Raw genomic sequence first — 21,581 nt, 5'->3', positions numbered from 1 at the left:
GCAAGCGGGGTTTCGCATTTCAGGGTTAGTCTGTGCGCCCTCTTCCCTGGAATCGCCCGTCGATGCGCCGCCGCTCCCTTGCCCTTGCACTGACCCTGCTGCTGCCGGCCAGCGCCTTCGCCCAGGCCCTGCCGCAGGCTGCACCGGCCCCGGCGACGCCTGCCGTGCGCAGCAGCGCCACCGTGGTGCTGACTGCGGCCCCGGCCGACTGGCGTGCGCTGGAGGGACAGCGCGTGCGCATCGCCGCGCCGTTGACCCTGGCCGGCACCGACGGCCTGGAGCGCTTCGGCCAGCTCACCGTGGCCTTCGATGGCCGCCTCTGGCAGCCGACCGAAGTGGCCGCGCCGGGTACCGCCGGCTACGAGCAGGTGATGGCCGACAACCAGCGCCGCCGCCTGCTGCTGGACGATGGCAGCGACGCCCGTGACCCGGACGCTGTGGCGTACCTGCCCGGCAACCCGGTGCTGCGTACCGGCATGCAGCTGCGCAACGTCGAAGGCATCGTGCGGGTGGATGCGCAGGGTCGACCCAGCCTGCAGGTCGAAGGCGTGCTGAAGCTGCCGGAACTGAAGCGCCCGGCGGTGCCGACGGTGCCGGGCAGCCTGCACGTGGCCGCCTTCAACCTGGAGAACTTCTTCAACGGTGACGGCCAGGGCGGCGGCTTCCCGACCCTGCGCGGTGCGCGCACGCTGGACGAGCACAAGGCGCAGGTGGCCAAGCTGGTGACCACGGTCAACGCGCTCGGTGCCGATGTCGCGGCGCTGATGGAGCTGGAGAACGACGGCTATGGACCGCAGTCGGCCATCGCCGAACTGGTCGATGCGCTCAACCGCGACCGCGGCGCGCAGGGCGACTGGCGCTTCGTCGATGCCGGCAACGGCCCCGGCGACAACCCGATCCGGGTCGGCATCATCTACCGCGGCACGCGCCTGCAGCCGGTCGGAAAGCCCGCCACGCTGACCGGCGGCCCGTTCGTCGAACACAGCCGCGTGCCGCTGGCGCAGGCCTTCCAGGGCAAGCACGGCGCGCCGTTCGTGGTGGTGGCCAACCACTTCAAGTCGAAGGGCTGCCGTGACGCGGCCGGCGCCGATGCCGACCACAACGACAACCAGGGGTGCTGGAACGCCACCCGCGTGACCTCGGCGCAGCAGCTGCACGCCTGGCTGCAGACCGACCCGACCGGCACCGGTGCCAGGGACGCGGTGCTGCTGGGCGACTTCAACGCCTACGCGATGGAAGACCCGATCCGCACCCTGCATGACCTGGGCTGGCAGGACGCGTTCAAGGTCGCCAGGGTCGAGCGCCCCTACAGCTACGTCTACAACGGCTACACCGGCCGCCTCGACCACGCGCTCCTGAACCCGGGCATGGCCAAGCGCCTGCGTGGTGCCGCCGAATGGCACAGCAACGCCGATGAGCAGGACGCCAGCGGCTACCAGGGCCGCAACGTGCAGGGCCCGTGGCGCAGCTCCGACCACGACCCGCTGCTGCTGGGCTTCGACAAATAAGGTTCGCCGGGGTACGCCCGGCGGCTTTCTGTAGAGTCGAGCCATGCTCGACTGCTTCTCCAAGGACAGTCGAGCATGGCTCGACTCTACCGAAGGCAAGGCCGCCCGCGCTCAGCCCCAGGCAATCAACCCGATCGCCAGCACCGCCAGCGCCAGCCCGGCGCGGTTCCACTTCGTGGTGGCCTCGCCGAAGGCGAACACGCCCACCAGCGCACCCAGCACCACCACGCCGATGTTCATGCCGGCGAACACGGTGGCCGGGCTCTGCGGCATCGCCTGGTGCGCATGCACGTAGAACAGGATGTTGCCGCCGTTGAGCAGCCCCAGCAGCGCGCCCGCACCGAGGTTGCGCCAGGCCAGCCGGCTGCGGCCACTGGCATGCCGCCACAGCTGCAGCGCCAGCATCAGCACGAAAGCCACGCTGAAGCTGGCCAGCACTGCCGCCATCGACGGCGTGCCCGACAACGCAACCTGCTTGAGCAGCACGTCCACGACCGCGAATCCGGCCCACACCCCCAGCAGCCAGCCCCAGCCGCCGGGTGAGGCGGCCACTGCCGGGCCGCGCGGGCGCAGGCTGATCGCCACCATCGCCAGCAGGCCCAGGCCGAGACCGGCCAGCTTCCACGGCGTGGCGGTCTGGCCGAAGAACAGGAACGCCGCGGCCAATGACAGCAGCAGCGACAAGCGCTGCGCCACATCGCTGCGGACGATGCCGGCCACCGCCACCGCGCGGCCCAGCACCAGGAAGATCGACGGCAGCACCACCGCCAGCGCCAGCAGCGAGAGCCACGGCGCATGCGGCGCGCGCAGTGCATCCAGCGGCGGCTGCAGCACCACGGCGGTGAGCGTTGCCGCCACCAGGTAGTTCCAGGTGACCATCTGCGCGACATCCAGCTGGCGGCGTCCGGCCACCTTCAACAACACCGAAACCAGCACACTGCAGATCACGGCCAGGGACAGGTAGAGCATGGGGCGGGCACAGGGCAGGGGCGAGGGACGGTATCATGTTGCCATGCACAAGCCCTCGTTCCCCGTCGCCCCCGGCGAAACCGCCTGCCTCGAACTGGACGGCCCGGCCGGCCCGCTGGAAGTGGTCGTCGACCTGCCCAAGGCCGACGTGCCGGTGCAGCCGATCGTCGCCATCGTCTGCCATCCGCTGTCCACCGAGGGCGGCACGCTGCACAACAAGGTGGTCACCATGACCGCCAACACCCTGCGCGAGCTGGGCATTACCACGGTGCGCTTCAACTTCCGCAGCGTCGGCGCGTCGGCTGGCGAGTTCGACCACGGCGTGGGCGAGCAGGACGACCTGAAGGCGGTCGCCGCCTGGGTGCGCAGCCAGCGCCCTGATGACCGCCTGTGGTTGGCTGGTTTCAGCTTCGGCGCGTTCGTGTCGCTGAAGGCGACCGCCGAGCTGCAGCCCGAAGCGCTGATCTCGATCGCGCCGCCGGCCGGTCGCTGGGACTTCGGTGGCATCGCACCGCCGGCGCGCTGGCTGGTGATCCAGGGCGAGCAGGATGAGATCGTTGATCCGCAAGCCGTCTACCAGTGGCTGGACACGCTGGACTTCCCGCATGAGCTGGTGCGCATGCCCGAGACCAGCCATTTCTTCCACCGCAAGCTGATCGACCTGCGCGGCGCGCTGACCCACGGCGTCAAGCACTGGTTGGGCGCGGCGGCATGAGCGCAACCGAGCTGACCCCGTCGCAGCGGTACGCCGAAGGGGTCGCCCGTGGTGACTGGCAGAACGACCCGGCCCAGCACGCCGCGCTGGCCGAGCTGGACCGCATCCACCTGGGCCTGGTCGACAGCGCCGAAGACGGCTGGCTGGACCGGCTGTCCTCGTTCTGGAAGAAGCCCGAGCCGGTCAAGGGCCTGTACTTCTGGGGCGGCGTCGGCCGCGGCAAGACCTTCCTGGTCGACCTGTTCTACGACGGGCTGCCGATCAAGCAGAAGTACCGTACCCACTTCCACCGTTTCATGCGCAGCGTGCACGAGCGCCTGCGCGAGCACCAGGGGCAGAGCGATCCGCTGGCGAAGATCGCCCAGGAATGGCGCAGCAACCTGCGCGTGCTGGTGCTGGACGAGTTCTTCGTCACCGACATCGGCGATGCCATGCTGCTGGCGCGGTTGCTGGAACGCCTGTTCGCCGAGGGCGTGACCCTGGTCACCACCTCCAACACGGCGGTGGAGAACCTGTACCTCAACGGCCTGCAGCGCGAGAGCTTCCTGCCGGCCATCGGCCTGCTGCAGCGCTTCTGCGTGGAGCTGTACGCCGAAGGCACCGAGGATTACCGGATGCGCGCGCTGACCCGTTCGCCGGTGTACCGCGCGCCGCTGGCGGCCGACAGCGATGACTGGCTGGCCACGCGCTGGAACGAACTGAGCGGCGGGCAGCCGGCCAAGCCCGGCAACATCGAGATCGAGGGCCGCAAGATCCCGGTGCGCGGCCGCGGCAAGAGCATCGCCTGGTTCGATTTCGCCGCCCTCTGCGAAGGCCCGCGTGGTCCGTCGGACTACATCGAGATCGCGCACGAGTTCAACACCGTGCTGCTGGGCGGCATTCCCGCCTTCGATCGCCTGAACGAAGATGCGGCGCGGCGCTTCGTCAACCTGATCGACGAGCTGTACGACCGCCACGTCAACCTGGTCTGCACCGCCAGCACCTCGCCGATCGAGCTGTACACCGGCCAGCGCCTGCAGGGCGCGTTCGAGCGCACCGCCTCGCGTTTGATTGAAATGCAGAGCGCCGAGTACCTGGGCACCCCGCACCGGGCGTGAAGGGGCCGCTGGTTGTAGAGCCGAGCCCATGCTCGGCTGCTTCAAATATTCCGGTAGAGGTGATTCATGAGCCAGGAAATCGACAAGCACGTTGCGCGAGCCCTCGTTGACCTCGCCATATTTCTCGAGTTTTCGGCGGATGATGTAGTGGATCCCGATGCTGCAATCCAGCGGCTCGAACAACTGGCTTCGACACTGCAGATGATGGACTTGGAGTCCCGATCATCGTTGTGCTCGCAGTTCAGAAGCATCGCAGTGGACTATTCAGATGAGCAGGCAGGCTTTGTGGAAAGCCTGGGCGAAGCGCTGGGGCTGATCGAGAAGTAATCTACTCGTCTCTACAGGCTCAGGATTGTTCGGGTATCCGGGCTGTCTGCCGGCCAGCGGCCGGCATCCACAGCGCAGCTATCTGCTTGGCACCACCGCATCATCCTGCGGCTGCTCGCGCACGCTGGCCGCCACCTGCACGCCCTCACTGCGCTGGATCAGCCGCAGCGGCTGCCCTTGGTAGCGGACCTCCAGCGCGTCGTGGGCCTCGGCCACGGCGGCCACCAGCGGGCACAGCGCCTGCGCGCGGGCCTCGATGCGCTCGGCGCGGCCTTCCAGCTGCTGTTCCATCTGCGCGTCCAGGCGGTCGGCGCGTTCCTCCATCGCATCGCTGCGACCGGTGAACACCTGCCACAGCACGCTGCGGGCGATGGACGCGGACAGCGACTCGGCCATGTCCTGCACCTTGGCCTCGAAGCCCGGCCCGAACACTGCCTGTTCCCAGTAACCCTTGCCCAGCGTGCCGCCGATCCAGTCATCGGCCTGCCGGCGCAGGCGCCGGACCTTGCGGCTGTTGGCGGTGCCGGTGAGGCTCTCATAGACCCCGTCGAGCACGTCGAAGCTCAGCCCACTCACTTCATGGGCCAGCGCGGTGGCCGCCGGCATCAGCTGCCGCGCCCCGGCCTCCATCTGCCGCAGGCGGGCGGCGTCGGCCTCGCTGACCGGCACGATCGCGTCGTCCAGGCTCAGCACGCCATCGTGGAACACCACCTCGTGCGGCGCCTGCGGGCCATGCCGCAGCCAGATGCCGCCGCTGTCCACCAGCACGTCGTAGTCGGTGCGCATGCCGCACTGGTCCGAGCGCAGCTTCGGGGCGTCGCCGGCCAGCACCGGGGCGCTGGCCAGGCAGGCCAGCAGGGCCAGGGCGGGCAGGGGCGGGCGCATGGTGGAATCCTTTCCGGTCAGTGCAGGGCCCCAGCATCCCGCGCCCGCACGGCACTGTCACCGGCCGGAAGTCACTGCCCGATGGTCATCCAACCGGCCATACCGGCTTTCCCACCGGCTGCCCACCAGCTATCCACAGGGTTGTCCCTAGCCAGTTTCATCACTGTCATGTGAAGCTGTCATTGTTCCGTTTCCGCGCGGCGTTGTACCACCGCGATGACGCGTTTCGGGCTTGACTGCGCAGCCCGATCCGGCAGGTCTGAAGCGTCCCGATGAGGCGCTGATGGCACGATCCTTGCGGCGCAAGGGATTGCCGAATTTCACTACATTTGGCGTTGACGGCCCCCATTACCCCCACTATCTTGTGGCCGTCGGTCGCAGCAACCCCAATTCCAGGGGGTGGCAGCAGCACCCGTCCGCGATCGTCAACGGCAGTGGCAGGCGCAGGGTCTCATCTCCTGCGACGCCGTCCTGCCATCCTGGGCTGTCATGTCCCGGGCTGCGTCACCCGATGCATCGAGCACCCCCAATCACGCCAAGAGGACACACGCCGTGAGCACCGAATCCAGCGCCACCATCGAGAAGGAAAGCGAATTCCTGTTGACGTCGCCGCCGACGGCCAACGCGATGAGTGTGACCAAGCGCAACGGGACCACCGAACTGGTGGATCTGAACAAGATCGTGCGCGCGGTGCAGCGTTCCTCCGAAGGCCTGCACGCCGTCGATCCGATGCGCGTGGCCACCCGCACCATTTCCGGCCTGTACAACGGCGCCACCACCCGCGAGCTGGACGAACTGTCCATCCGCACCGCCGCCCTGCTGATCGGTGAAGAGCCCGAGTACGGCCGCCTGGCCGCGCGCCTGCTGGCCAACTACATCGCCAAGGAAGTCTCGGGCCAGGAAATCTACGCCTTCTCGCAGTCGGTCAGCCGTGGCCATGAAGTCGGCCTGATCAACGACCGCCTGCTGAACTTCGTGCAGACCAACGCACGCAAGCTCAACGACGCCATCGACTGCGCGCTGGACCTGAACTTCGATTACTTCGGCCTGCGTACCCTGTACGACCGCTACCTGCTGCGCCACCCGCACACCCGCAAGGTGATCGAGACCCCGCAGCAGTTCTTCCTGCGCATCGCCAGCGCGCTGAGCGAGGACGTGTCCGAGACCCTGGCGCTGTACAAGCGCATGGGCAACCTGGACTACCTGCCGTCCAGCCCGACCCTGTTCAACTCCGGCACCACCCACGAGCAGCTGTCCTCGTGCTTCCTGCTGGACTCGCCGCAGGACTCGCTGGAGTCGATCTATTCCAAGTACGGCGACATCGCCCAGCTGTCGAAGTTCTCCGGCGGCATCGGCGTCAGCTACACCCGCGTGCGTTCGCGTGGTTCGCTGATCAAGTCGACCAACGGCCACTCCAACGGCATCGTGCCGTGGCTGAAGACCATGGATTCGTCGGTGGCCGCGGTGAACCAGGGCGGCAAGCGCAAGGGTGCGGCCTGCGTCTACCTGGAAACCTGGCACGCCGACGTCGAGGACTTCCTCGAGCTGCGTGACAACACCGGTGACGAAGCCCGCCGTGCGCACAACCTGAACCTGGCCAACTGGGTGCCGGACCTGTTCATGAAGCGCGTCGAGGCCGACCAGGAATGGTCGCTGTTCGATCCGCGCGTGGTGCCGGAGTTCACCGACCTGTTCGGCGAAGCCTTCGAGCAGGCCTACCTGCAGGCCGAAGCGCAGGGCAAGGCCAACCGCACCATCTCCGCGCGCAAGCTGTACGCCCGCATGATGCGTACGCTGGCCGAGACCGGTAACGGCTGGATGACCTTCAAGGACAAGTGCAACCGCGCCAGCAACCAGACCCTGCGTCCGGGCAACGTGATCCACCTGTCCAACCTGTGCACCGAAATCCTGGAAGTCACTTCCAACGATGAGACCGCCGTGTGCAACCTGGGTTCGATCAACCTGGGCAACCACTTCGACGAGCACAACGAGTTCGACTTCGAGAAGCTGGCCGAGACCGTGCGCCTGGCCGTGCGCCAGCTCGACCGCGTCATCGACCTGAACTTCTACCCGATCGAAACCGCCCGCCGCGCCAACCTGCGCTGGCGTCCGGTCGGCCTGGGCTGCATGGGCCTGCAGGACGTGTTCTTCCGCAAGCGCCTGCCGTTCGACAGCGCCGAAGCCCGCGCCCTGTCGAAGAAGATCGCCGAAGCGATCTACTTCCACGCGCTGGAAACCTCCTGCGAGCTGGCCCAGGAACGTGGCAAGCACCCGTCGTTCAACGACACCCGTGCCGCCAGCGGCGAACTGCAGTTCGACGCCTGGAACGTGGTGCCGGAAGACACCGCGCGCTGGGATGCCCTGCGTGAGCGCATCAAGGAACACGGCCTGCGCAACTCGCTGATGATCGCGATCGCACCGACCGCGACCATTGCCTCGATCGCCGGCTGCTACGAGTGCGTCGAGCCGCAGGTGTCCAACCTGTTCAAGCGCGAAACCCTGTCCGGTGACTTCCTGCAGGTCAACCGCTACCTGGTGAACGAGCTGAAGAAGCTGGGCCTGTGGACCGCCGACATGCGCGATGCCATCAAGCTGGCCGAAGGCTCCATCGCCGGCGTGGCGCAGATTCCGGAAACGCTGCGCGAGGTCTACCGCACTGCGTGGGAACTGCCGATGCGTTCGCTGATCGACATGGCCGCCGAGCGTGGCGCCTTCATCGACCAGTCGGCCTCGCTCAACCTGTTCATGGAAAGCCCGAACATCGGCGCGATGTCCTCCATGTACATGTACGCCTGGAAGCAGGGCATCAAGACCACCTACTACCTGCGTTCGCGCCCGGCCACCAAGATCGCCAAGACCACGGTGAGCAGCGCGGCCCCGGCCAAGGTGTTCAGCCCGGACGAAGCCATCGCCTGCTCGCTGGAAAACCCGGAAGCCTGCGAGGCCTGCCAGTAAGAGCGGCACCGCCGCGCGGTAGTGCCGGCCGCTGGCCGGCAACCCCGGCCAATGATCATCACCCACGGTAGCGCCGGGCCATGCCCGGCGGCTCACCCAGGAATTCAAGGAAACACCCATGGCCGACAAGCCCAAGCAGATGCTGCTCGATCCCGGTTTTGAACTGACCCTGCGCCCGATGCGCTACCCGCAGTTCTATGACATGTACCGGAACGCGATCAAGAACACCTGGACGGTGGAAGAGATCAACTTCCAGATCGACATCACCGACCTGCACAGCAAGATGTCGCCGGGTGAGCGCCACCTGATCCACCGCCTGGTCGCGTTCTTCGCCACCGGCGATTCGATCGTGTCCAACAACCTGGTGCTGAACCTGTACCAGCACCTCAATGCGCCGGAAGCGCGCATGTACCTGTCGCGCCAGCTGTATGAAGAAGCGCTGCACGTGCAGTTCTACCTGACCCTGCTCGACAACTACCTGCCGGACCCGGAAGAGCGCGTCAAAGCCTTCGCCGCGGTGGAGAACATCGACTCGATCAAGAAGAAGGCCGATTTCTGCTTCAAGTGGATCGATTCGATCCAGGACCTGACGCGCATCGAGACCCGCGCCGAGCGCCGCCAGTTCCTGCTCAACCAGATCTGCTTCGCTGCGTGCATCGAAGGCCTGTTCTTCTTCGCCGCCTTCGCCTACGTGTACTACTTCCGTTCGCGCGGCCTGCTGCCGGGCCTGGCGTCGGGCACCAACTGGGTGTTCCGCGACGAGAGCGCGCACATGGAATTCGCGTTCGAGTCGGTGCGCGTGGTGCGCGAGGAAGAGCCGGACCTGTTCGACGATGAAATGAAGCAGCAGGTCTATGACATGCTGGCCGAAGCCATCGAGTGCGAAGTGCAGTTCGCCGAGGACGTGCTGTCCGGCGGCGTGGCCGGCATTTCGACCCGCGACATGCGCCAGTACCTGCAGCACTGCGCCGACCAGCACTTCGCCAAGCTGGGCATGGAAAAGAAGTACAACGTGCGCAACCCGCTGCCGTTCATGGAACTGCAGGACGTGCAGGAGCTGACCAACTTCTTCGAACGCCGCGTCTCGGCCTACCAGGTCGGCGTGCAGGGTGAAGTCGCCTTCGACATGAACTTCTGATCGAACCGGTCAGGCCTGTCGTAACGGAAACCCCGGCCAACGCCGGGGTTTTTTGTGGTTGCCACGCTCGCCGCTCTTCGTGGAGTCGAGCTTGCTCGACTGCCGTGCTCTTGTAGAGTCGAGCCATGCTCGACTGCTGTTCGCGAGGATCAGTCGAGCAAGCTCGACTCTACATTCAGCGCCGCCCCTCCACCGCCATACGCACCGCCAGCCCCGCCAGCACCGTGCCCATCAGCCAGCGCTGCACCGCCTGCCAGGTCGGGCGCGCGGCCAGGAAGCCCGCGATGCTGCCGGCCATCACCGCGATCACCGCGTTGACGCTCACGCTGACCGCAATCTGGGTGAAGCCCAGCACCAGCGACTGCACCAGCACGCTGCCGTGGACTTCCGGGTGCAGGAACTGCGGCAGCAGGGACAGGTACATCACCGCGATCTTCGGGTTCAACAGGTTGGTCAGAAAGCCCATCGCGAACAGCCTTCGTGGACCGTCCGGCGGCAGGTCGCGCACCGCGAACGGCGAGCGGCCGCCCGGCTTGAGCGCCTGCCAGGCCAGGTACAGCAGGTAGAGCGCGCCCCCGATGCGCAGCGCGTCATAGGCCAGCGGCACGGTCATCAGCAGGGCGGTGATGCCCAGCGCTGCGCACAGCATGTAGAACACGAAGCCCAGCGCCACCCCGCCCAGCGAGATCAGGCCGGCGCGTCGACCCTGGCAGATCGATCGCGAGACCAGGTAGATCATGTTCGGCCCGGGCGTGAGCACCATGCCCAGCGAGATGAGGGCGAAGGCCAGCAGATCGGAGGTCGCGGGCATGGGCGGTCCTGGCAGGGGGCGTGGCGCAGTGTAGCGCCGCCTGCACGGGGCCTGGCTTAAAATCGCGGCACCCCACAGCGAAGCACCGCCCATGACCCCGATCCCCGAGACCGTGCCGCCCACCGAAGTGCGCATGGCCGAAATCGTCTTCCCCAACCACACCAACCATCTGGGCACGCTGTTCGGTGGCCAGGCGCTGGCGTGGATGGACAAGGCCGCCTTCCTGGCCGCCGCCCGCTACTCGCGCCGCACCGTAGTGACCGCGCGCAGCGACCAGGTCGACTTCAAGCTGCCGATCCGCATCGGCCAGATGGTGGAGACCATCGGCCGCATCGTCGAAGTGGGCCGCAGCTCGATGAAGGTCGAGGTCGAACTGGTGGCCGAAGACCTGCACAGCGGCGAGCGCAAGCTGTGCACGCGCGGTCACTTCGTGATGATCGCGCTGGACGAGGAAGGCCACCCGATCGCGGTGCCGCCGCTGCCGGTGGCCTGAGCCCGCCGGCTGAACCGGCGCTTGCGGGGGCGCATGCGCGTCCCCATCTGGCAGCCATGACCCTGCCGCTGACCGACTTCATCGACCGCGCCCAGCGCCTGTTCGTGCTGACTGGCGCCGGTTGCAGCACCGCCTCGGGCATTCCCGATTACCGCGATAGCGATGGCCAGTGGAAGCGCACGCCGCCGGTGACCTACCAGGCCTTCATGGGCGAGGCGGCCACCCGCCAGCGCTACTGGGCACGCAGCCTGCTGGGCTGGCCGCGCTTCGGCCTGGCCCGGCCCAACGGCACCCACCAGGCACTGGCCGCGCTGGAAAGCCGTGGCAAGCTGCAGGTGCTGCTGACCCAGAATGTGGATGGCCTGCACCAGCGCGCCGGCAGCCAGAATGTGATCGACCTGCACGGCCGGCTGGATCTGGTGCGCTGCATGGGCTGCGAGCGCCGCAGCGGGCGCGAGGCTTTCCAGCAGCGCCTGCTGGATGCCAATCCGGGCTGGGACGCGCTGGAGGCCGGCATCGCGCCCGATGGCGACGCCGACCTGGAAACGGATTTCTCCGCCTTCGTGGTGCCGGACTGCCCGCACTGTGGCGGCCTGCTGAAGCCGGACGTGGTGTTCTTCGGCGAAAACGTGCCGCGCGAGCGCGTGGCCGCCGTGCACGAGCACCTGCAGCAGGCCGATGCGGTGCTGGTGGTCGGCTCGTCGCTGATGGTCTATTCCGGCTTCCGCTTCGTGCAGGCTGCGGCCAGGGCGGGGTTGCCGGTGGCGGCGCTGAACCGTGGCCGCACCCGCGCCGACGACCTGCTGCAGTTCAAGGACGAGCGCGATTGCGCCGAGGCGCTGGCCGCGTGGGCGTCGCCCTGAACCGAGCCCACGTTCGGCGGCGCGCCCACCGCGAAACAGCGATCCATCCAGACGGTTGATTCGCAGGCCGTGCGGCGGTGCAATACGTCTCCCCCATCCGCCTGTCCTTCCGCACCCCCGTGACCCAGCTGTTTTCGCCGATCTCGTTCGGCCCCCTGACCCTGTCCAACCGCATCGTGATCGCGCCGATGTGCCAGTACTCCGCCGAAGATGGCCGCGCCAGCGACTGGCACGCCATGCACCTGGGCAACCTGGCGCAGTCCGGCGCCGGCCTGTTGATCCTGGAAGCCACCGCGGTCGAGCCGCGCGGTCGCATCAGCTGGGCCGACCTGGGCCTGTGGGATGACGGCACCGAGGCGGCGCTGGCGCAGGTGCTGACCAGCGTCCGCCGCTGGTCGCCGATGCCGCTGGGCATCCAGCTGGGCCATGCCGGCCGCAAGGCCTCGGTGAGGCGACCGTGGGACGGCGGTGGCCAGCTGCCGGCCGACGATACGCGTGGCTGGGCCACGGTGGCGCCGTCGCCGCTGCCGTTCCATGCCGCCGATCCGGCGCCGCAGGAACTGGATGAGGCCGGCATCGCCGAGGTCATCGCCGCCTTTGCTGCCAGCGCGGTGCGCGCCGAGCGCCTCGGTTTCGAGCTGATCGAACTGCACGCCGCACACGGCTACCTGCTGCACCAGTTCCTGTCGCCGCTGAGCAACCGCCGCACCGATGGCTACGGCGGCTCGCTGCCGAACCGCCTGCGGCTGCTGGTGGAAGTATTCGACGCGGTGCGTGCGGCGGTCTCCGACAAGGTCGCCGTAGGCGTGCGCATCTCCGCCAGCGACTGGGTCGACGGCGGCTGGGACCTGGTGCAGAGCGAGGCGCTGGCGCAGGTGATGGACGCGCGTGGCTGCAACTTCCTGCACGTCTCCAGCGGCGGCCTCGACGAACGCCAGAAGATCACCGTCGGCCCGGGTTACCAGGTGCCGTTCGCAGCCGCTATCAAGGCCAAGGTGCGCATGCCGGTCATCGCGGTAGGCATGATCACCGAGCCCGAGCAGGCCGAATCGATCCTGCGCCATCGCCACGCCGATGCGGTGGCACTGGCGCGCGGCATCCTGTACGACCCGCGTTGGCCGTGGCATGCCGCCGCCGCGCTGCGCGACAGCGTGGAACCGGCACCGCAGTACCTGCGCTGCGAGCCGCGTGATGCGCGCGGCGTATTCAAGGCACGCTGAGGTTCACACCCGCCAGGCCGGCGCCATGCCGGCCTGCAGGTGCTCGAACAGCGCGCGGATCTTGGCGGTGAAGTCGCGGCGGTCGCTGACGCAGAAATAGACCTCCATCGGTTCCGGCCGCCACGCGGTGTCGGCGCCGAACACTGCCTGCAGGCGGCCGTCGCGCAGGTATGGCTCAGCCACGAACGCCGCCAGCCGGGTGATGCCTGCACCCGCGGCAGCCAGCTCGGCCAGCGCATCGATGTCATCGCAGACCATGCTCGGCGGCAACGCCGCGTCCACGCGCTGGCCGTCTTTCAGCAGGCACCAGCGCAGCGGCCGGCCGTCGGTGGGGAAGCGGTGCAGCAGGCCGCGATGACTGCCCAGTTCCGAGGGTTGCTGCGGCGTGCCGTGCGCTTTCAGGTAGGCCGGCGCGGCGCAGAACACGAACGGAATGCGTGCCAGCTGACGCGCGACCACGCCATCTTCCAGCTGCGCACCGATGCGGATGCTGGCATCCACCGCTTCCGGCCCATGCTGCACGGCGCGATCACTCAGGCGCAGCTCCAGCTGCAGCTGCGGGTAGCGTTGCTGCAGCGAGGGCAGCAACGGCGCAAGCACGTGGCGGCCGAAGGCGCTGCTGCTGGCGATGCGCAGGGGCCCAGCCGGTTCGATGTCACCGGCAGTGACCATCGCCTGCGCGCGCGCCAGGTCGGCTTCGATGTGGCGTACCTGCGCCAGGTACAGCGCACCGGCCTCGCTGAGTGCCAGCTGGCGCGTGCTCCGGTTCAGCAGCCGTACGCCCAGGTGCGCCTCCAGCCGGTTGATGTTCTGGCCGACGGCGGTGGCGCTGATGCCAAGCGTGCGGGCCGCAGCGGCAATGCTGCCGGTCTCTGCGGTGCGGGTGAAGCTGCGGATCAATTGCAACAGGTTCATGACCGACCAGCTTGCCATGTGGAAGCCCAAGTATCGCTTGGGACTGAACCAAGCCGTTCGGTTGCAACGGTGACCATCGATCCGCGCGGCCGGGCGCTGCCCTACACTCGGGCGATGCGCCCCGATTCCATCCTCACCCTGTCCTGCCCCGACCGTACCGGCATCGTCTACCGCGTGTCCGGCCTGCTGTTCGACCACGGCTGCAACATCCTCGACGCCCAGCAGTTCGGCGATGAGGAAAGCGGCCGCTTCTTCCTGCGCGTGCATTTTGACCGCGACGCCAGCCTGCCGCTGGACACCGTGCATGCCGCGATGGCCGCGTTGGCCGCCGACTACGGCATGGACTGGCAGCTGCACGATGGCCGTCGCCGCGCGCGCCTGCTGGTGCTGGTCAGCAAGCAGGGCCATTGCCTCAACGATCTGCTGTTCCGCGCCCACAGCGGGCAGTTGAAAGTGGACATCGCCGCGGTGGCGTCCAACCACGCCGACTTCGCGCCGCTGGCCGCGTCCTACCAGGTGCCGTTCCACCACCTGCCGGTGAACGCGGACACGCGTGCAGTGCAGGAACAGCAGATCATCGATCTGGTCGAGCGCGAGCGCATCGACCTGGTGGTGCTGGCGCGCTACATGCAGATTCTCTCGCCCACGCTGTGCCGCGCCCTGGCTGGCCGCGCGATCAACATCCACCACAGCTTCCTGCCCAGCTTCAAGGGTGCGCAGCCGTATCACCAGGCGCACGCGCGCGGGGTCAAGATCATCGGCGCCACCGCGCACTACGTCACCGAGGATCTGGACGAAGGCCCGATCATCGAACAGGACGTCGCGCGCGTGGACCATGCCATGGCGCCGCGCGAGCTGGTGCGGCTGGGCAGTGATACCGAATCGCTGGTGTTGGCGCGTGCCGTGCGCCGGCATGTCGAGCACCGCATCCTGCTCAACGGGCATCGCACGGTCGTGTTCCGGTAACCAACCATCCCGCGTCCACCGGGCATGGCCCGGCACTACCATTGTGGGTCAGGCGACCGCGATCCCGGCCTTACCCAGCGCCTCGCGCACCATCGCGTCGTTGGCCTCGGTCACCGGCTTGGTCAACTCCCACAGGAACTTCACCTTGAAGCCGGACTTCACCGCATCCTGTGCGCTCCACAGCACGCAGTAGTCGCGGGCCAGGCCGCACACGTGCACTTCGCGGATGCGGCGCTCGTGCAGCCAGCCGGCCAGGCCGGTCGGCGGGCGCTCGCCGTCAGGGCCATGGTTCTCGCGGAAGGCGCTGTACGAATCCACCTGTTGGCGGGTGCCCTTGCGCAGGATCAGGTCGGCCACCGTCCAGTCCACGCCCGGGTGCAGGGCGGCGCCGGCGCTGCCCTGCACGCAGTGGTCAGGCCACAGGGTCTGCGGCTGTGCGTGCAGCAGGATGGTCTCGAACGGGCGCTTGCCGGGATGCTGGCTGGCGAACGAAGCGTGGTCGGCCGGGTGCCAGTCCTGGGTGGCCACCACCGTGCGGTAGTGGCGCTGCGCCAGCAGCGCGGCAATCGGTGCCACCAGCGCATCGCCCTGCTCGCAGGCCAGCGCGCCACCCGGCATGAAGTCCGGTTGCAGGTCGATCACCAGCAGGGCGACATCGGCGGGCAGGGCGGTCATGGCAGGTCCGGCACAACGGAAGGGGCGACCAGCGTGGCCGCCCCATGCCCACACGTCAATCGCCCTGCGGCGTCTCAGCGTCCTGTCCGTAGTACAGCAGGCCGATCCTGATCCGCTCGCGGCCGTTCTCGCGGCGGTGGCGGTTGGCATCGCGCAGCGAGTACACGCAGCCGCAGTATTCCTGCTGGTAGAACTGCTCGCGCTTGCTGATCTCGATCATGCGGCTGGCACCGCCGCCCTTGCGCCAGTTGTAGTCCCAGTACTGCAGGCCTTCATAGCGCGAAGCGGCGCGGATGCCGCAGTCGTTGATCTGCGCCATGTTCTTCCAGCGCGAGATGCCCAGCGACGAACTGATGGTGTCGTAGCCATGTTCATGCGCGTACAGCGCGGTGCGCTCGAAACGCATGTCGAAGCACATCGTGCAGCGGATGCCGCGCTCGGGCTCGTTCTCCATGCCGCGCGCGCGGCTGAACCAGTTGTCGGTGTCGTAGTCGCAGTCGATGAAGGGGATGTCGTGCTGCTCGGCGAAGCGGATGTTCTCCTGCTTGCGCAGCTCGTATTCCTTCACCGGATGGATGTTGGGGTTGTAGAAGAAGATCGCGTAGTCGATCCCGGAGGCGGTGATCGCCTCCATCACTTCGCCGGAGCAGGGCGCGCAGCACGAGTGCAGCAGCAGGCGCTTGCCGTCGGCCGGCAGGGTCAGGGTGGGGCGTTGGAGCTCGGTCATCGTCAGGTACCGCATGGACCGCCGGCAACGGCGGTGGCCCATGCATCAGCGCGTGGGAAGCAGATCTGGGCAGCTACCGGGGAAAGGACGCGCGCGGCCGCGCCGCCTGCACGCGCAGGACAACGACGGCCCCGGCACCCTCCCCGCGGAGAGTCCAGGTCGAGTCAGGGGACGGTCGTGTCCCCCGGCCGGGGCCGGTATTCGGGCTGATGGACACGGGCCGCAACCCACCTACTACCCGCCGCTTCCCAGGCGCGAGCCCAGTGCTGTTGGCAGGATTCGTTTCCATTCACCGCTGCGGGGCAGCTCCGGAATGGGCGCGCCAGGCGCCTTCACCGGATTCCCGTTTAAATCCCTGCCGCCATACAGGCCACGGCAGGGATACCTTCGGCGTGTGCACGGTGGACCCGTTGGCCGCGATGGTCAAGGGCCCAGCACCCTGCAGTGCTGTGGCCCACTTCTCAGGCTGTGAGAGCGCCTCTTGCGATACTGGACACCGGCAGACGGGAGGTGGTTCGTGGCGGACAAGTACTGCGATCTGGTCATGAAGGGCGGCATCACCAGCGGCATCGTGTACCCCAATGCGGTACTGGCGCTGGCCCGCGAGTATCGGTTCAAGAGCATTGGCGGCACCTCGGCCGGCGCCATCGCCGCCGCGGTGGCGGCCGCGGCGGCGTGTGGCGACCGCCGCCAGCAGGCGGGCGAACACCTGCCCGGCGACGCCGGTTATGGCGGGCTGTCGGCAGTGTCGGCCCAGCTGTCGCGGCGCGGCTTCATCTACAGCCTGTTCCAGCCGGCGCGGGGGGCACGCGCGGCCTACCGGCTGCTGGTGGTGCTGACCGGCAGCGCCCGCCTGCCGCACAAGCTGCTGTGCCTGGCGGTGGCCGTATTCGAGATCGCGCCGCTGGAGGTGCTGGTGTCGCTGGCGCTGCTGCTCGGCCTGGGCTGGTGGGGCGGCGGCTGGAGCGGGGTGGCGGCCACCCTGCTGCCGTCGCTGCTGTGTGCCTACGGGGCCGGCGTGGCCGGTGCCGCGCTGCGGGTGGCGCGGGTGGCACGGCGCAACCTGCTGGGCCTGTGCAGCGGGCTCGGCCGCGATGCGCGCAAGCCCGCCCTCACCGAATGGCTGCACGCGTGCCTGCAGCAGCTGTCGGGCAAGCCGCTGGATGCTCCGTTGACTTTCGCCGATCTGCACGACGCGCCGCGCTACCCCGGCGAGCCGGCCAGCCCGCATGCGATCAGCCTGCAGATGATCACCACCTGCGTGTCGCACAACGAGCCACGCACGCTGCCGCTGGGCGGCGCGCAGTTCTGGTTCCTGCGCGAGGAGTTCGAGCATCTGTTCCCGGCCAGCGTGGTGCAGTGGCTGGTACAGCAGGCCGGCCCGCCGCTGGAGGTGGAGGGGCGCCAGTACTACCACCTGCCGCAGGGCCCGCAGCTGCCGGTGCTGGTGGCCACGCGGATGAGCCTGAGTTTCCCGCTGCTGAGCAGCGCGGTACCGCTGCATGAGCCCTCGCGCCGCGAACGCCGCTGCGAACCGACCGCACCGGCGGCCGATGCGGAGCACAACGTGGCCGACAGCATGGAAGGGCTCACCAGCGCCGGGCAGACCTGCGGTCCGGTCATCACCGCTTTCCGCATCTGCTGGTTCTCCGATGGCGGCATCAGCAGCAACTTCCCGATCCACCTGTTCGATGCGGCGTTGCCACGCTGGCCGACCTTCGCCATCAACCTGGTCTATCCGCAGCATGCCGAGGATGTGAGCCATGGCAGCAGCGGCCGCCAGGCGCTGGAGCATGCGGTGTTCCTGCCCACCGAGAATCGCCACGGCTGGCAGCGCACCTACCAGTCGATCGCCACGCCGCTGGCGGCGGCCGAACTGGGCCGCTTCCTGTTCGCGGTGGTGGCAACCATGCAGAACTGGCGCGACCTGCTGCAGGCGCGCGCACCGGGCTACCGCGATCGCATCGTGCACGTCAGCCTGCAGGGCGACGAGGGTGGCATGAACCTGGACATGCCGCAGGAGGTGCTCACCCGCATCGCCGACAAGGGCAGCCTGGCCGGTGCACGCTTCTGTTCGTTCTCGTTCGACAACCACTACTGGATCCGCTGGCGCAACCTGGCCTCGGCCTACCAGCGCTACACGCTGGAAGTGGCGCGCACCGATGACCCGGCGCAGCAGGTGCTGGCCTACCGCGCGGCCTATTCGATGGTCGCCAGTGGCCAGCCGGCACCGCCGTCGTACAAGCTGGGCTCGGAAGACAAGCGGCAGGCTTCGCAGCAGCTGTGGGGCTTGATGGTGGAACAGGGCCGCAGCTGGGACGACCTCGGCCCCGACCTTACCGACGGCGCACCGCGCCCGCTGCCACAGATGAAGGTGACGCCGATCTATTGATCTCCGCCGCAGCCGATTGAACGGTTCTGGTGGGTGCCGACCTTGGTCGGCACGATCTGGCCCCTGCGGTGCCTCAACGCCACGCCTCCACCACCGCATCACCCTGCAACGGCGCATACAACGGCAGCGCCAGTTCCTGTTTCACCCATCCAGGATTGAGCGTACGCAGGCCAGCCAGGTATTCGCGGGCGAGCGCGGTGTCGCCCTGGCGCATGGCCAGCCGTGCGGCACGCGCCCAGGTGCGGTCCCAGCCGTGCGCCAGTGACAACGCGGTGGCCAGTGCTGCACGCGCAGCGGCCACATCGCCCTTTTCCCAGCGTTGCTCGGCACGGATGATCGCGTCGTTGGACAGGCGCATGTCGTACAGCTCGCGGAGCCTTGCCACGGCGCGCGGATCGGCATCCACGCGCAGATCGGTGTCCTGCCAGTCACCGCCGGGCGTGCGTACCAGCAGCGCCGCCGACCACTGCCCGCTGCGCTGGCCACCGGCGGCCTGGCCGGCTTCCAGCGCCGCCAGCAGGCGCGCCGCCAGTGCACCGCGTGATTCTTCGAAGCTGCGTTGCATGGCCGCCAGCACCTCGGGCCCGGCCAGGCCGTTGCCCTGAACACTCAGCATGCCCTCACCCTGCGCGCCAGCCCACGCTGCCTGCTGCGCGGTGGCGCCCGTGTACTGGGCATTGCCACCACGCGCGCTGACCAGTCCCACCTGGCGCTCGGCAAGCGTGGTGCCATCGAAATCGCCGTCTTCATTCAGCAGCTGCTTGAGCACCTGCGCAGGCGTGCGGCCCTTGCCCAGCAGCGTCAGGCCCTTTGAGCCGTAGGTTGGATTGGTCTCGAACTGGCTGGCAACGGCCCCCACCCTGGCCTGCGCCCACGGCACGCCCACGCCACCGACTGCCAGATTGTGCGTAGCCACCGCCACGCCGCAGTCACCGGCCTCGTTGCAGGCCACGATGGAAAAGGTCGCCCATGCCGGCGCAGCAAAGGCAGCGAGCAGCAGAGCCACACAGGAACGCAACAGGGGCATGGTCATCTCCAGGGATGGGCATCCCGATTGGGATGCAGCCTACGCACGAATGGTTTAGTAGATCCACGCCATGCGTGGATCTACCGTGTCGACCAAGGTCGACACCCACCAGGAGCAGGCAATGCCAGCCGGACAGATCGCAGAGAACTGTCGAAGGCGGGGTGGGTCCGGTGGCGGGGGGTGTCCGCGGCATGGATGCCGCAGCCAAGCCCCCAAGGGTGAGGGCGCTTTGCTTGCGAAGCACTGCTTCGCAAGCGCCCGAACGCACAGCCGCCATCGGCTGGGCCGGACCCCGGAGGGGGGTTTACGGCGTCCCCCGCCAGCGGACCCACCCCGCCATCCCACGGAATGCAAGCTTTTGCCGTTGCCGTTGCCGTTGCTTCGGCCTCGGCAGGTGCAGGGCGCAGCCCTGCCGAATAACCCCTACCTTCCCGGCAACTGCGCGAACGCGCGCTGCATGCAGTCCTCGCGCGGGCACACCCGGCACCCCGGGCCGATCGACACCGAATTGCCCGGGCTCTGCACATCCAGCCCCAGCGAATACACCAGCCGCTCGGCATGCTGCAGGTCGCAGCCCAGCGCCACCGCGAACGTCTTGCGCGGCTGGCCATGGCCCACCGGCCCGCTGCTGACCTGCCGTGCCAGCCAGAAATGTCGGCGGCCATCGGGCATGCGCGCGGTCTGGGTGAGGATGCGCCCCGGCTGGTTGAACGCTTCGTAGACGATCCACAGCGGGCACGAGCCGCCCACCTGCGAGAAATGGAAATCGGTGGCCGAATGCCGTTTGGACACATTGCCCGCACGGTCCACCCGGATGAAGAAGAACGGCAATCCCGGCGCACTGCGCCGCGCCAGCGTGCTCAAGCGATGGCACACCGCTTCGAAGCCGACGCCGAACTGGTGCGCCAGCAGTTCGATGTCGTAGCTGCTGGCCTCGGCCGCACGCAGGAAGCGCATGTACGGCATCACCAGCGCACCGGCGAAATAGTTGGAAAGCCCGATGCGCGCCTGCGCGATGCGCGCTTCGTCGTGGAAGCCCGCACGCGCGATCACCGCATCGATCTGCGGCAGGTAACCGTGCAGTGCCAGCTCGGCCGCCATCTGGAACGCCTGCTGGCCTGGCTCCAGGTAATCGGGCAACCACAGCCGCCGCGCACCGGCATCGAACTGGCGCTTCTCGCGCCCGGCCTGCAGCGCGGCCACTTCCACCAGCACGCCATGGCGGTCGGCCAGCAGCTGGCGCAGGCGCGGTGCCACGTGCCCGGGGGACAGCCCCCATTCGGCGAACAGGCGCTCGGCCAGTTCGTCCAGTTCGGGAATGTGGTTGTGCATGCGGTTGAAGAACTCGCGCACCTGGTCGCCGGCCGGCAGGGTGCTGCCAGCACCGGGCTCGCCCAGCTGGAACTCCAGTGCCGCCGCATGCTCGCGCAGGGCCAGGTGGCGGCGGTGCAGGTCCAGAAGCGCGCGGCTGACCTGCGGCAGGTTGCCGGCCAGGGCGCGCAGCTCGGTGGCGCTGACCTCGGCCAGGCCCAGGTCGCGCAAGGTTTCGCCCAGCGCTTCCTGCAGCGCGGCGGGCTCATCGTCGTCGAACAGCGCGGAAACGTCGCCCAGTACCTCGCCCAGCTTTTTCTGTACGGCCGGGGTCAGCGGGCGCTTGTTGCGCTCGATCTGGTTCAGGTAGCTGGCCGACAGCCCCAATGCCCGTGCCAGGTCTACCTGACTGTAGCCGTGCTGTTCGCGCAGGCGCAGCAGACGCAGGCCAAGTTGTCGCTGAGGGGCTGAATAATTCACAGAATTAACATGAATCGTCTGGCGTGTTGGCCAGATTAAGCGGATTCAGCCCGGAAATCGAGGTGGGTGCTGTGAATAATGCCAAGCATCTTTCGCACCCCGTGGGA

Annotated in this window: 19 protein-coding genes and 1 riboswitch; of the genes, 11 read left to right on the top strand and 8 right to left on the bottom strand. The window is 68.0% G+C overall.

All coding sequences use genetic code 11. The features are described from left to right. The first annotated feature begins 62 nt into the window (after positions 1–62). Positions 63–1,508: an ExeM/NucH family extracellular endonuclease gene (locus N7590_RS05010; RefSeq protein ID WP_164240612.1), complete on the top strand. Its 1,446-nt coding sequence runs from the start codon at positions 63–65 to the stop codon at positions 1,506–1,508. Between the two features lie 111 nt (positions 1,509–1,619). Here the strand turns inward: N7590_RS05010 and N7590_RS05005 are convergent, their stop codons facing one another. Then, on the bottom strand, positions 1,620–2,477 hold the full coding sequence (locus N7590_RS05005; protein ID WP_053511178.1) for an EamA family transporter: 858 nt from the start codon (positions 2,475–2,477) through the stop codon (positions 1,620–1,622). 43 nt (positions 2,478–2,520) lie between these two features. Between N7590_RS05005 and N7590_RS05000 the strand changes: the two genes are divergently transcribed. The 3 genes from N7590_RS05000 to N7590_RS04990 all read left to right on the top strand — a co-directional run bounded on the left by N7590_RS05000 (position 2,521) and on the right by N7590_RS04990 (position 4,616). Then, positions 2,521–3,192, top strand: a complete 672-nt coding sequence (locus tag N7590_RS05000; RefSeq protein WP_164240614.1) for a CocE/NonD family hydrolase — start codon at positions 2,521–2,523, stop codon at positions 3,190–3,192. Continuing rightward, positions 3,189–4,289: a cell division protein ZapE gene (gene zapE / locus N7590_RS04995; protein WP_004153673.1), complete on the top strand. Its 1,101-nt coding sequence runs from the start codon at positions 3,189–3,191 to the stop codon at positions 4,287–4,289. Before N7590_RS05000 ends, zapE begins: the two co-directional genes overlap by 4 nt. 66 nt (positions 4,290–4,355) lie before the next feature. Next, positions 4,356–4,616, top strand: a complete 261-nt coding sequence (locus tag N7590_RS04990; protein ID WP_053511174.1) for a hypothetical protein — start codon at positions 4,356–4,358, stop codon at positions 4,614–4,616. 78 nt (positions 4,617–4,694) lie between these two features. Here N7590_RS04990 and N7590_RS04985 read toward each other — a convergent pair whose 3' ends face one another. Next, positions 4,695–5,501: a DUF2884 family protein gene (locus N7590_RS04985; protein ID WP_164240615.1), complete on the bottom strand. Its 807-nt coding sequence runs from the start codon at positions 5,499–5,501 to the stop codon at positions 4,695–4,697. Positions 5,502–6,053: 552 nt separating this feature from the next. Between N7590_RS04985 and N7590_RS04980 the strand changes: the two genes are divergently transcribed. Beyond that, positions 6,054–8,456 carry a ribonucleoside-diphosphate reductase subunit alpha gene (locus N7590_RS04980; protein ID WP_164240617.1) on the top strand — a complete coding sequence of 801 codons (2,403 nt, stop codon included), beginning with the start codon at positions 6,054–6,056 and terminating at the stop codon, positions 8,454–8,456. 118 nt (positions 8,457–8,574) lie between these two features. Then, complete coding sequence (locus N7590_RS04975; protein ID WP_164240620.1) at positions 8,575–9,594, top strand: ribonucleotide-diphosphate reductase subunit beta; 1,020 nt, start codon at positions 8,575–8,577, stop codon at positions 9,592–9,594. Between the two features lie 175 nt (positions 9,595–9,769). Here the strand turns inward: N7590_RS04975 and N7590_RS04970 are convergent, their stop codons facing one another. After that, on the bottom strand, positions 9,770–10,405 hold the full coding sequence (locus N7590_RS04970; protein WP_164240622.1) for a LysE family translocator: 636 nt from the start codon (positions 10,403–10,405) through the stop codon (positions 9,770–9,772). Between the two features lie 91 nt (positions 10,406–10,496). On the opposite strand from N7590_RS04970, the gene N7590_RS04965 reads away from it, so the two are divergent. The 3 genes from N7590_RS04965 (at position 10,497) to N7590_RS04955 (ending at position 12,981) form a co-directional block, all read left to right on the top strand. Next, entirely contained in the window at positions 10,497–10,898 is a 402-nt protein-coding gene (locus N7590_RS04965) for an acyl-CoA thioesterase (RefSeq protein WP_049435481.1), read from the top strand. 56 nt (positions 10,899–10,954) lie between these two features. Next, positions 10,955–11,761, top strand: coding sequence for an NAD-dependent protein deacetylase (locus tag N7590_RS04960; RefSeq protein WP_164240623.1), 807 nt, complete (start codon positions 10,955–10,957; stop codon positions 11,759–11,761). Positions 11,762–11,880: 119 nt separating this feature from the next. Continuing rightward, complete coding sequence (locus N7590_RS04955) at positions 11,881–12,981, top strand: NADH:flavin oxidoreductase/NADH oxidase (RefSeq protein ID WP_164240625.1); 1,101 nt, start codon at positions 11,881–11,883, stop codon at positions 12,979–12,981. A 3-nt stretch (positions 12,982–12,984) separates the two neighbouring features. On the opposite strand, the gene N7590_RS04950 is transcribed toward N7590_RS04955, so the two are convergent. Continuing rightward, positions 12,985–13,896: a LysR family transcriptional regulator gene (locus tag N7590_RS04950; RefSeq protein ID WP_164240627.1), complete on the bottom strand. Its 912-nt coding sequence runs from the start codon at positions 13,894–13,896 to the stop codon at positions 12,985–12,987. A gap of 114 nt (positions 13,897–14,010) precedes the next feature. On the opposite strand from N7590_RS04950, the gene purU reads away from it, so the two are divergent. Then, a complete protein-coding gene (gene purU, locus N7590_RS04945; RefSeq protein ID WP_008265630.1) occupies positions 14,011–14,862 on the top strand; it encodes a formyltetrahydrofolate deformylase in 852 nt (283 codons plus the stop codon). 48 nt (positions 14,863–14,910) lie between these two features. On the opposite strand, the gene pncA is transcribed toward purU, so the two are convergent. Together pncA and N7590_RS04935 are read right to left on the bottom strand one after the other, a co-directional pair. Continuing rightward, positions 14,911–15,537, bottom strand: coding sequence for a bifunctional nicotinamidase/pyrazinamidase (gene pncA / locus N7590_RS04940; RefSeq protein WP_164240629.1), 627 nt, complete (start codon positions 15,535–15,537; stop codon positions 14,911–14,913). 55 nt (positions 15,538–15,592) lie between these two features. After that, entirely contained in the window at positions 15,593–16,264 is a 672-nt protein-coding gene (locus tag N7590_RS04935; RefSeq protein ID WP_053512114.1) for an epoxyqueuosine reductase QueH, read from the bottom strand. Positions 16,265–16,438: 174 nt separating this feature from the next. Further along, a riboswitch (cobalamin riboswitch) is annotated at positions 16,439–16,654 on the bottom strand. 127 nt (positions 16,655–16,781) lie between these two features. Here N7590_RS04935 and N7590_RS04930 point away from each other — a divergent pair. Then, positions 16,782–18,656: a patatin-like phospholipase family protein gene (locus N7590_RS04930; RefSeq protein ID WP_279935210.1), complete on the top strand. Its 1,875-nt coding sequence runs from the start codon at positions 16,782–16,784 to the stop codon at positions 18,654–18,656. 73 nt (positions 18,657–18,729) lie between these two features. Here the strand turns inward: N7590_RS04930 and N7590_RS04925 are convergent, their stop codons facing one another. After that, positions 18,730–19,683 carry a DUF1028 domain-containing protein gene (locus tag N7590_RS04925; RefSeq protein ID WP_164240633.1) on the bottom strand — a complete coding sequence of 318 codons (954 nt, stop codon included), beginning with the start codon at positions 19,681–19,683 and terminating at the stop codon, positions 18,730–18,732. A 423-nt stretch (positions 19,684–20,106) separates the two neighbouring features. Continuing rightward, positions 20,107–21,474, bottom strand: coding sequence for a short-chain fatty acyl-CoA regulator family protein (locus N7590_RS04920; RefSeq protein WP_053509293.1), 1,368 nt, complete (start codon positions 21,472–21,474; stop codon positions 20,107–20,109). Positions 21,475–21,581: the final 107 nt, after the last annotated feature.

It is taken from the genome of Stenotrophomonas sp. GD04024, from assembly GCF_029837545.1.
Lineage (GTDB): Bacteria > Pseudomonadota > Gammaproteobacteria > Xanthomonadales > Xanthomonadaceae > Stenotrophomonas > Stenotrophomonas forensis.
This window is presented reverse-complemented; position numbering and strand designations above follow the sequence as displayed.

Coding starts and splice junctions, on each gene's coding strand:
- N7590_RS05010 (WP_164240612.1), top strand. CDS start 63: ATGCGCCGCCGCTCCCTTGCCCTTGCACTGACCCTGCTGCTGCCGGCC.
- N7590_RS05005 (WP_053511178.1), bottom strand. CDS start 2,477: ATGCTCTACCTGTCCCTGGCCGTGATCTGCAGTGTGCTGGTTTCGGTG.
- N7590_RS05000 (WP_164240614.1), top strand. CDS start 2,521: ATGCACAAGCCCTCGTTCCCCGTCGCCCCCGGCGAAACCGCCTGCCTC.
- zapE (WP_004153673.1), top strand. CDS start 3,189: ATGAGCGCAACCGAGCTGACCCCGTCGCAGCGGTACGCCGAAGGGGTC.
- N7590_RS04990 (WP_053511174.1), top strand. CDS start 4,356: ATGAGCCAGGAAATCGACAAGCACGTTGCGCGAGCCCTCGTTGACCTC.
- N7590_RS04985 (WP_164240615.1), bottom strand. CDS start 5,501: ATGCGCCCGCCCCTGCCCGCCCTGGCCCTGCTGGCCTGCCTGGCCAGC.
- N7590_RS04975 (WP_164240620.1), top strand. CDS start 8,575: ATGGCCGACAAGCCCAAGCAGATGCTGCTCGATCCCGGTTTTGAACTG.
- N7590_RS04970 (WP_164240622.1), bottom strand. CDS start 10,405: ATGCCCGCGACCTCCGATCTGCTGGCCTTCGCCCTCATCTCGCTGGGC.
- N7590_RS04965 (WP_049435481.1), top strand. CDS start 10,497: ATGACCCCGATCCCCGAGACCGTGCCGCCCACCGAAGTGCGCATGGCC.
- N7590_RS04960 (WP_164240623.1), top strand. CDS start 10,955: ATGACCCTGCCGCTGACCGACTTCATCGACCGCGCCCAGCGCCTGTTC.
- N7590_RS04950 (WP_164240627.1), bottom strand. CDS start 13,896: ATGAACCTGTTGCAATTGATCCGCAGCTTCACCCGCACCGCAGAGACC.
- purU (WP_008265630.1), top strand. CDS start 14,011: ATGCGCCCCGATTCCATCCTCACCCTGTCCTGCCCCGACCGTACCGGC.
- pncA (WP_164240629.1), bottom strand. CDS start 15,537: ATGACCGCCCTGCCCGCCGATGTCGCCCTGCTGGTGATCGACCTGCAA.
- N7590_RS04935 (WP_053512114.1), bottom strand. CDS start 16,264: ATGACCGAGCTCCAACGCCCCACCCTGACCCTGCCGGCCGACGGCAAG.
- N7590_RS04925 (WP_164240633.1), bottom strand. CDS start 19,683: ATGCCCCTGTTGCGTTCCTGTGTGGCTCTGCTGCTCGCTGCCTTTGCT.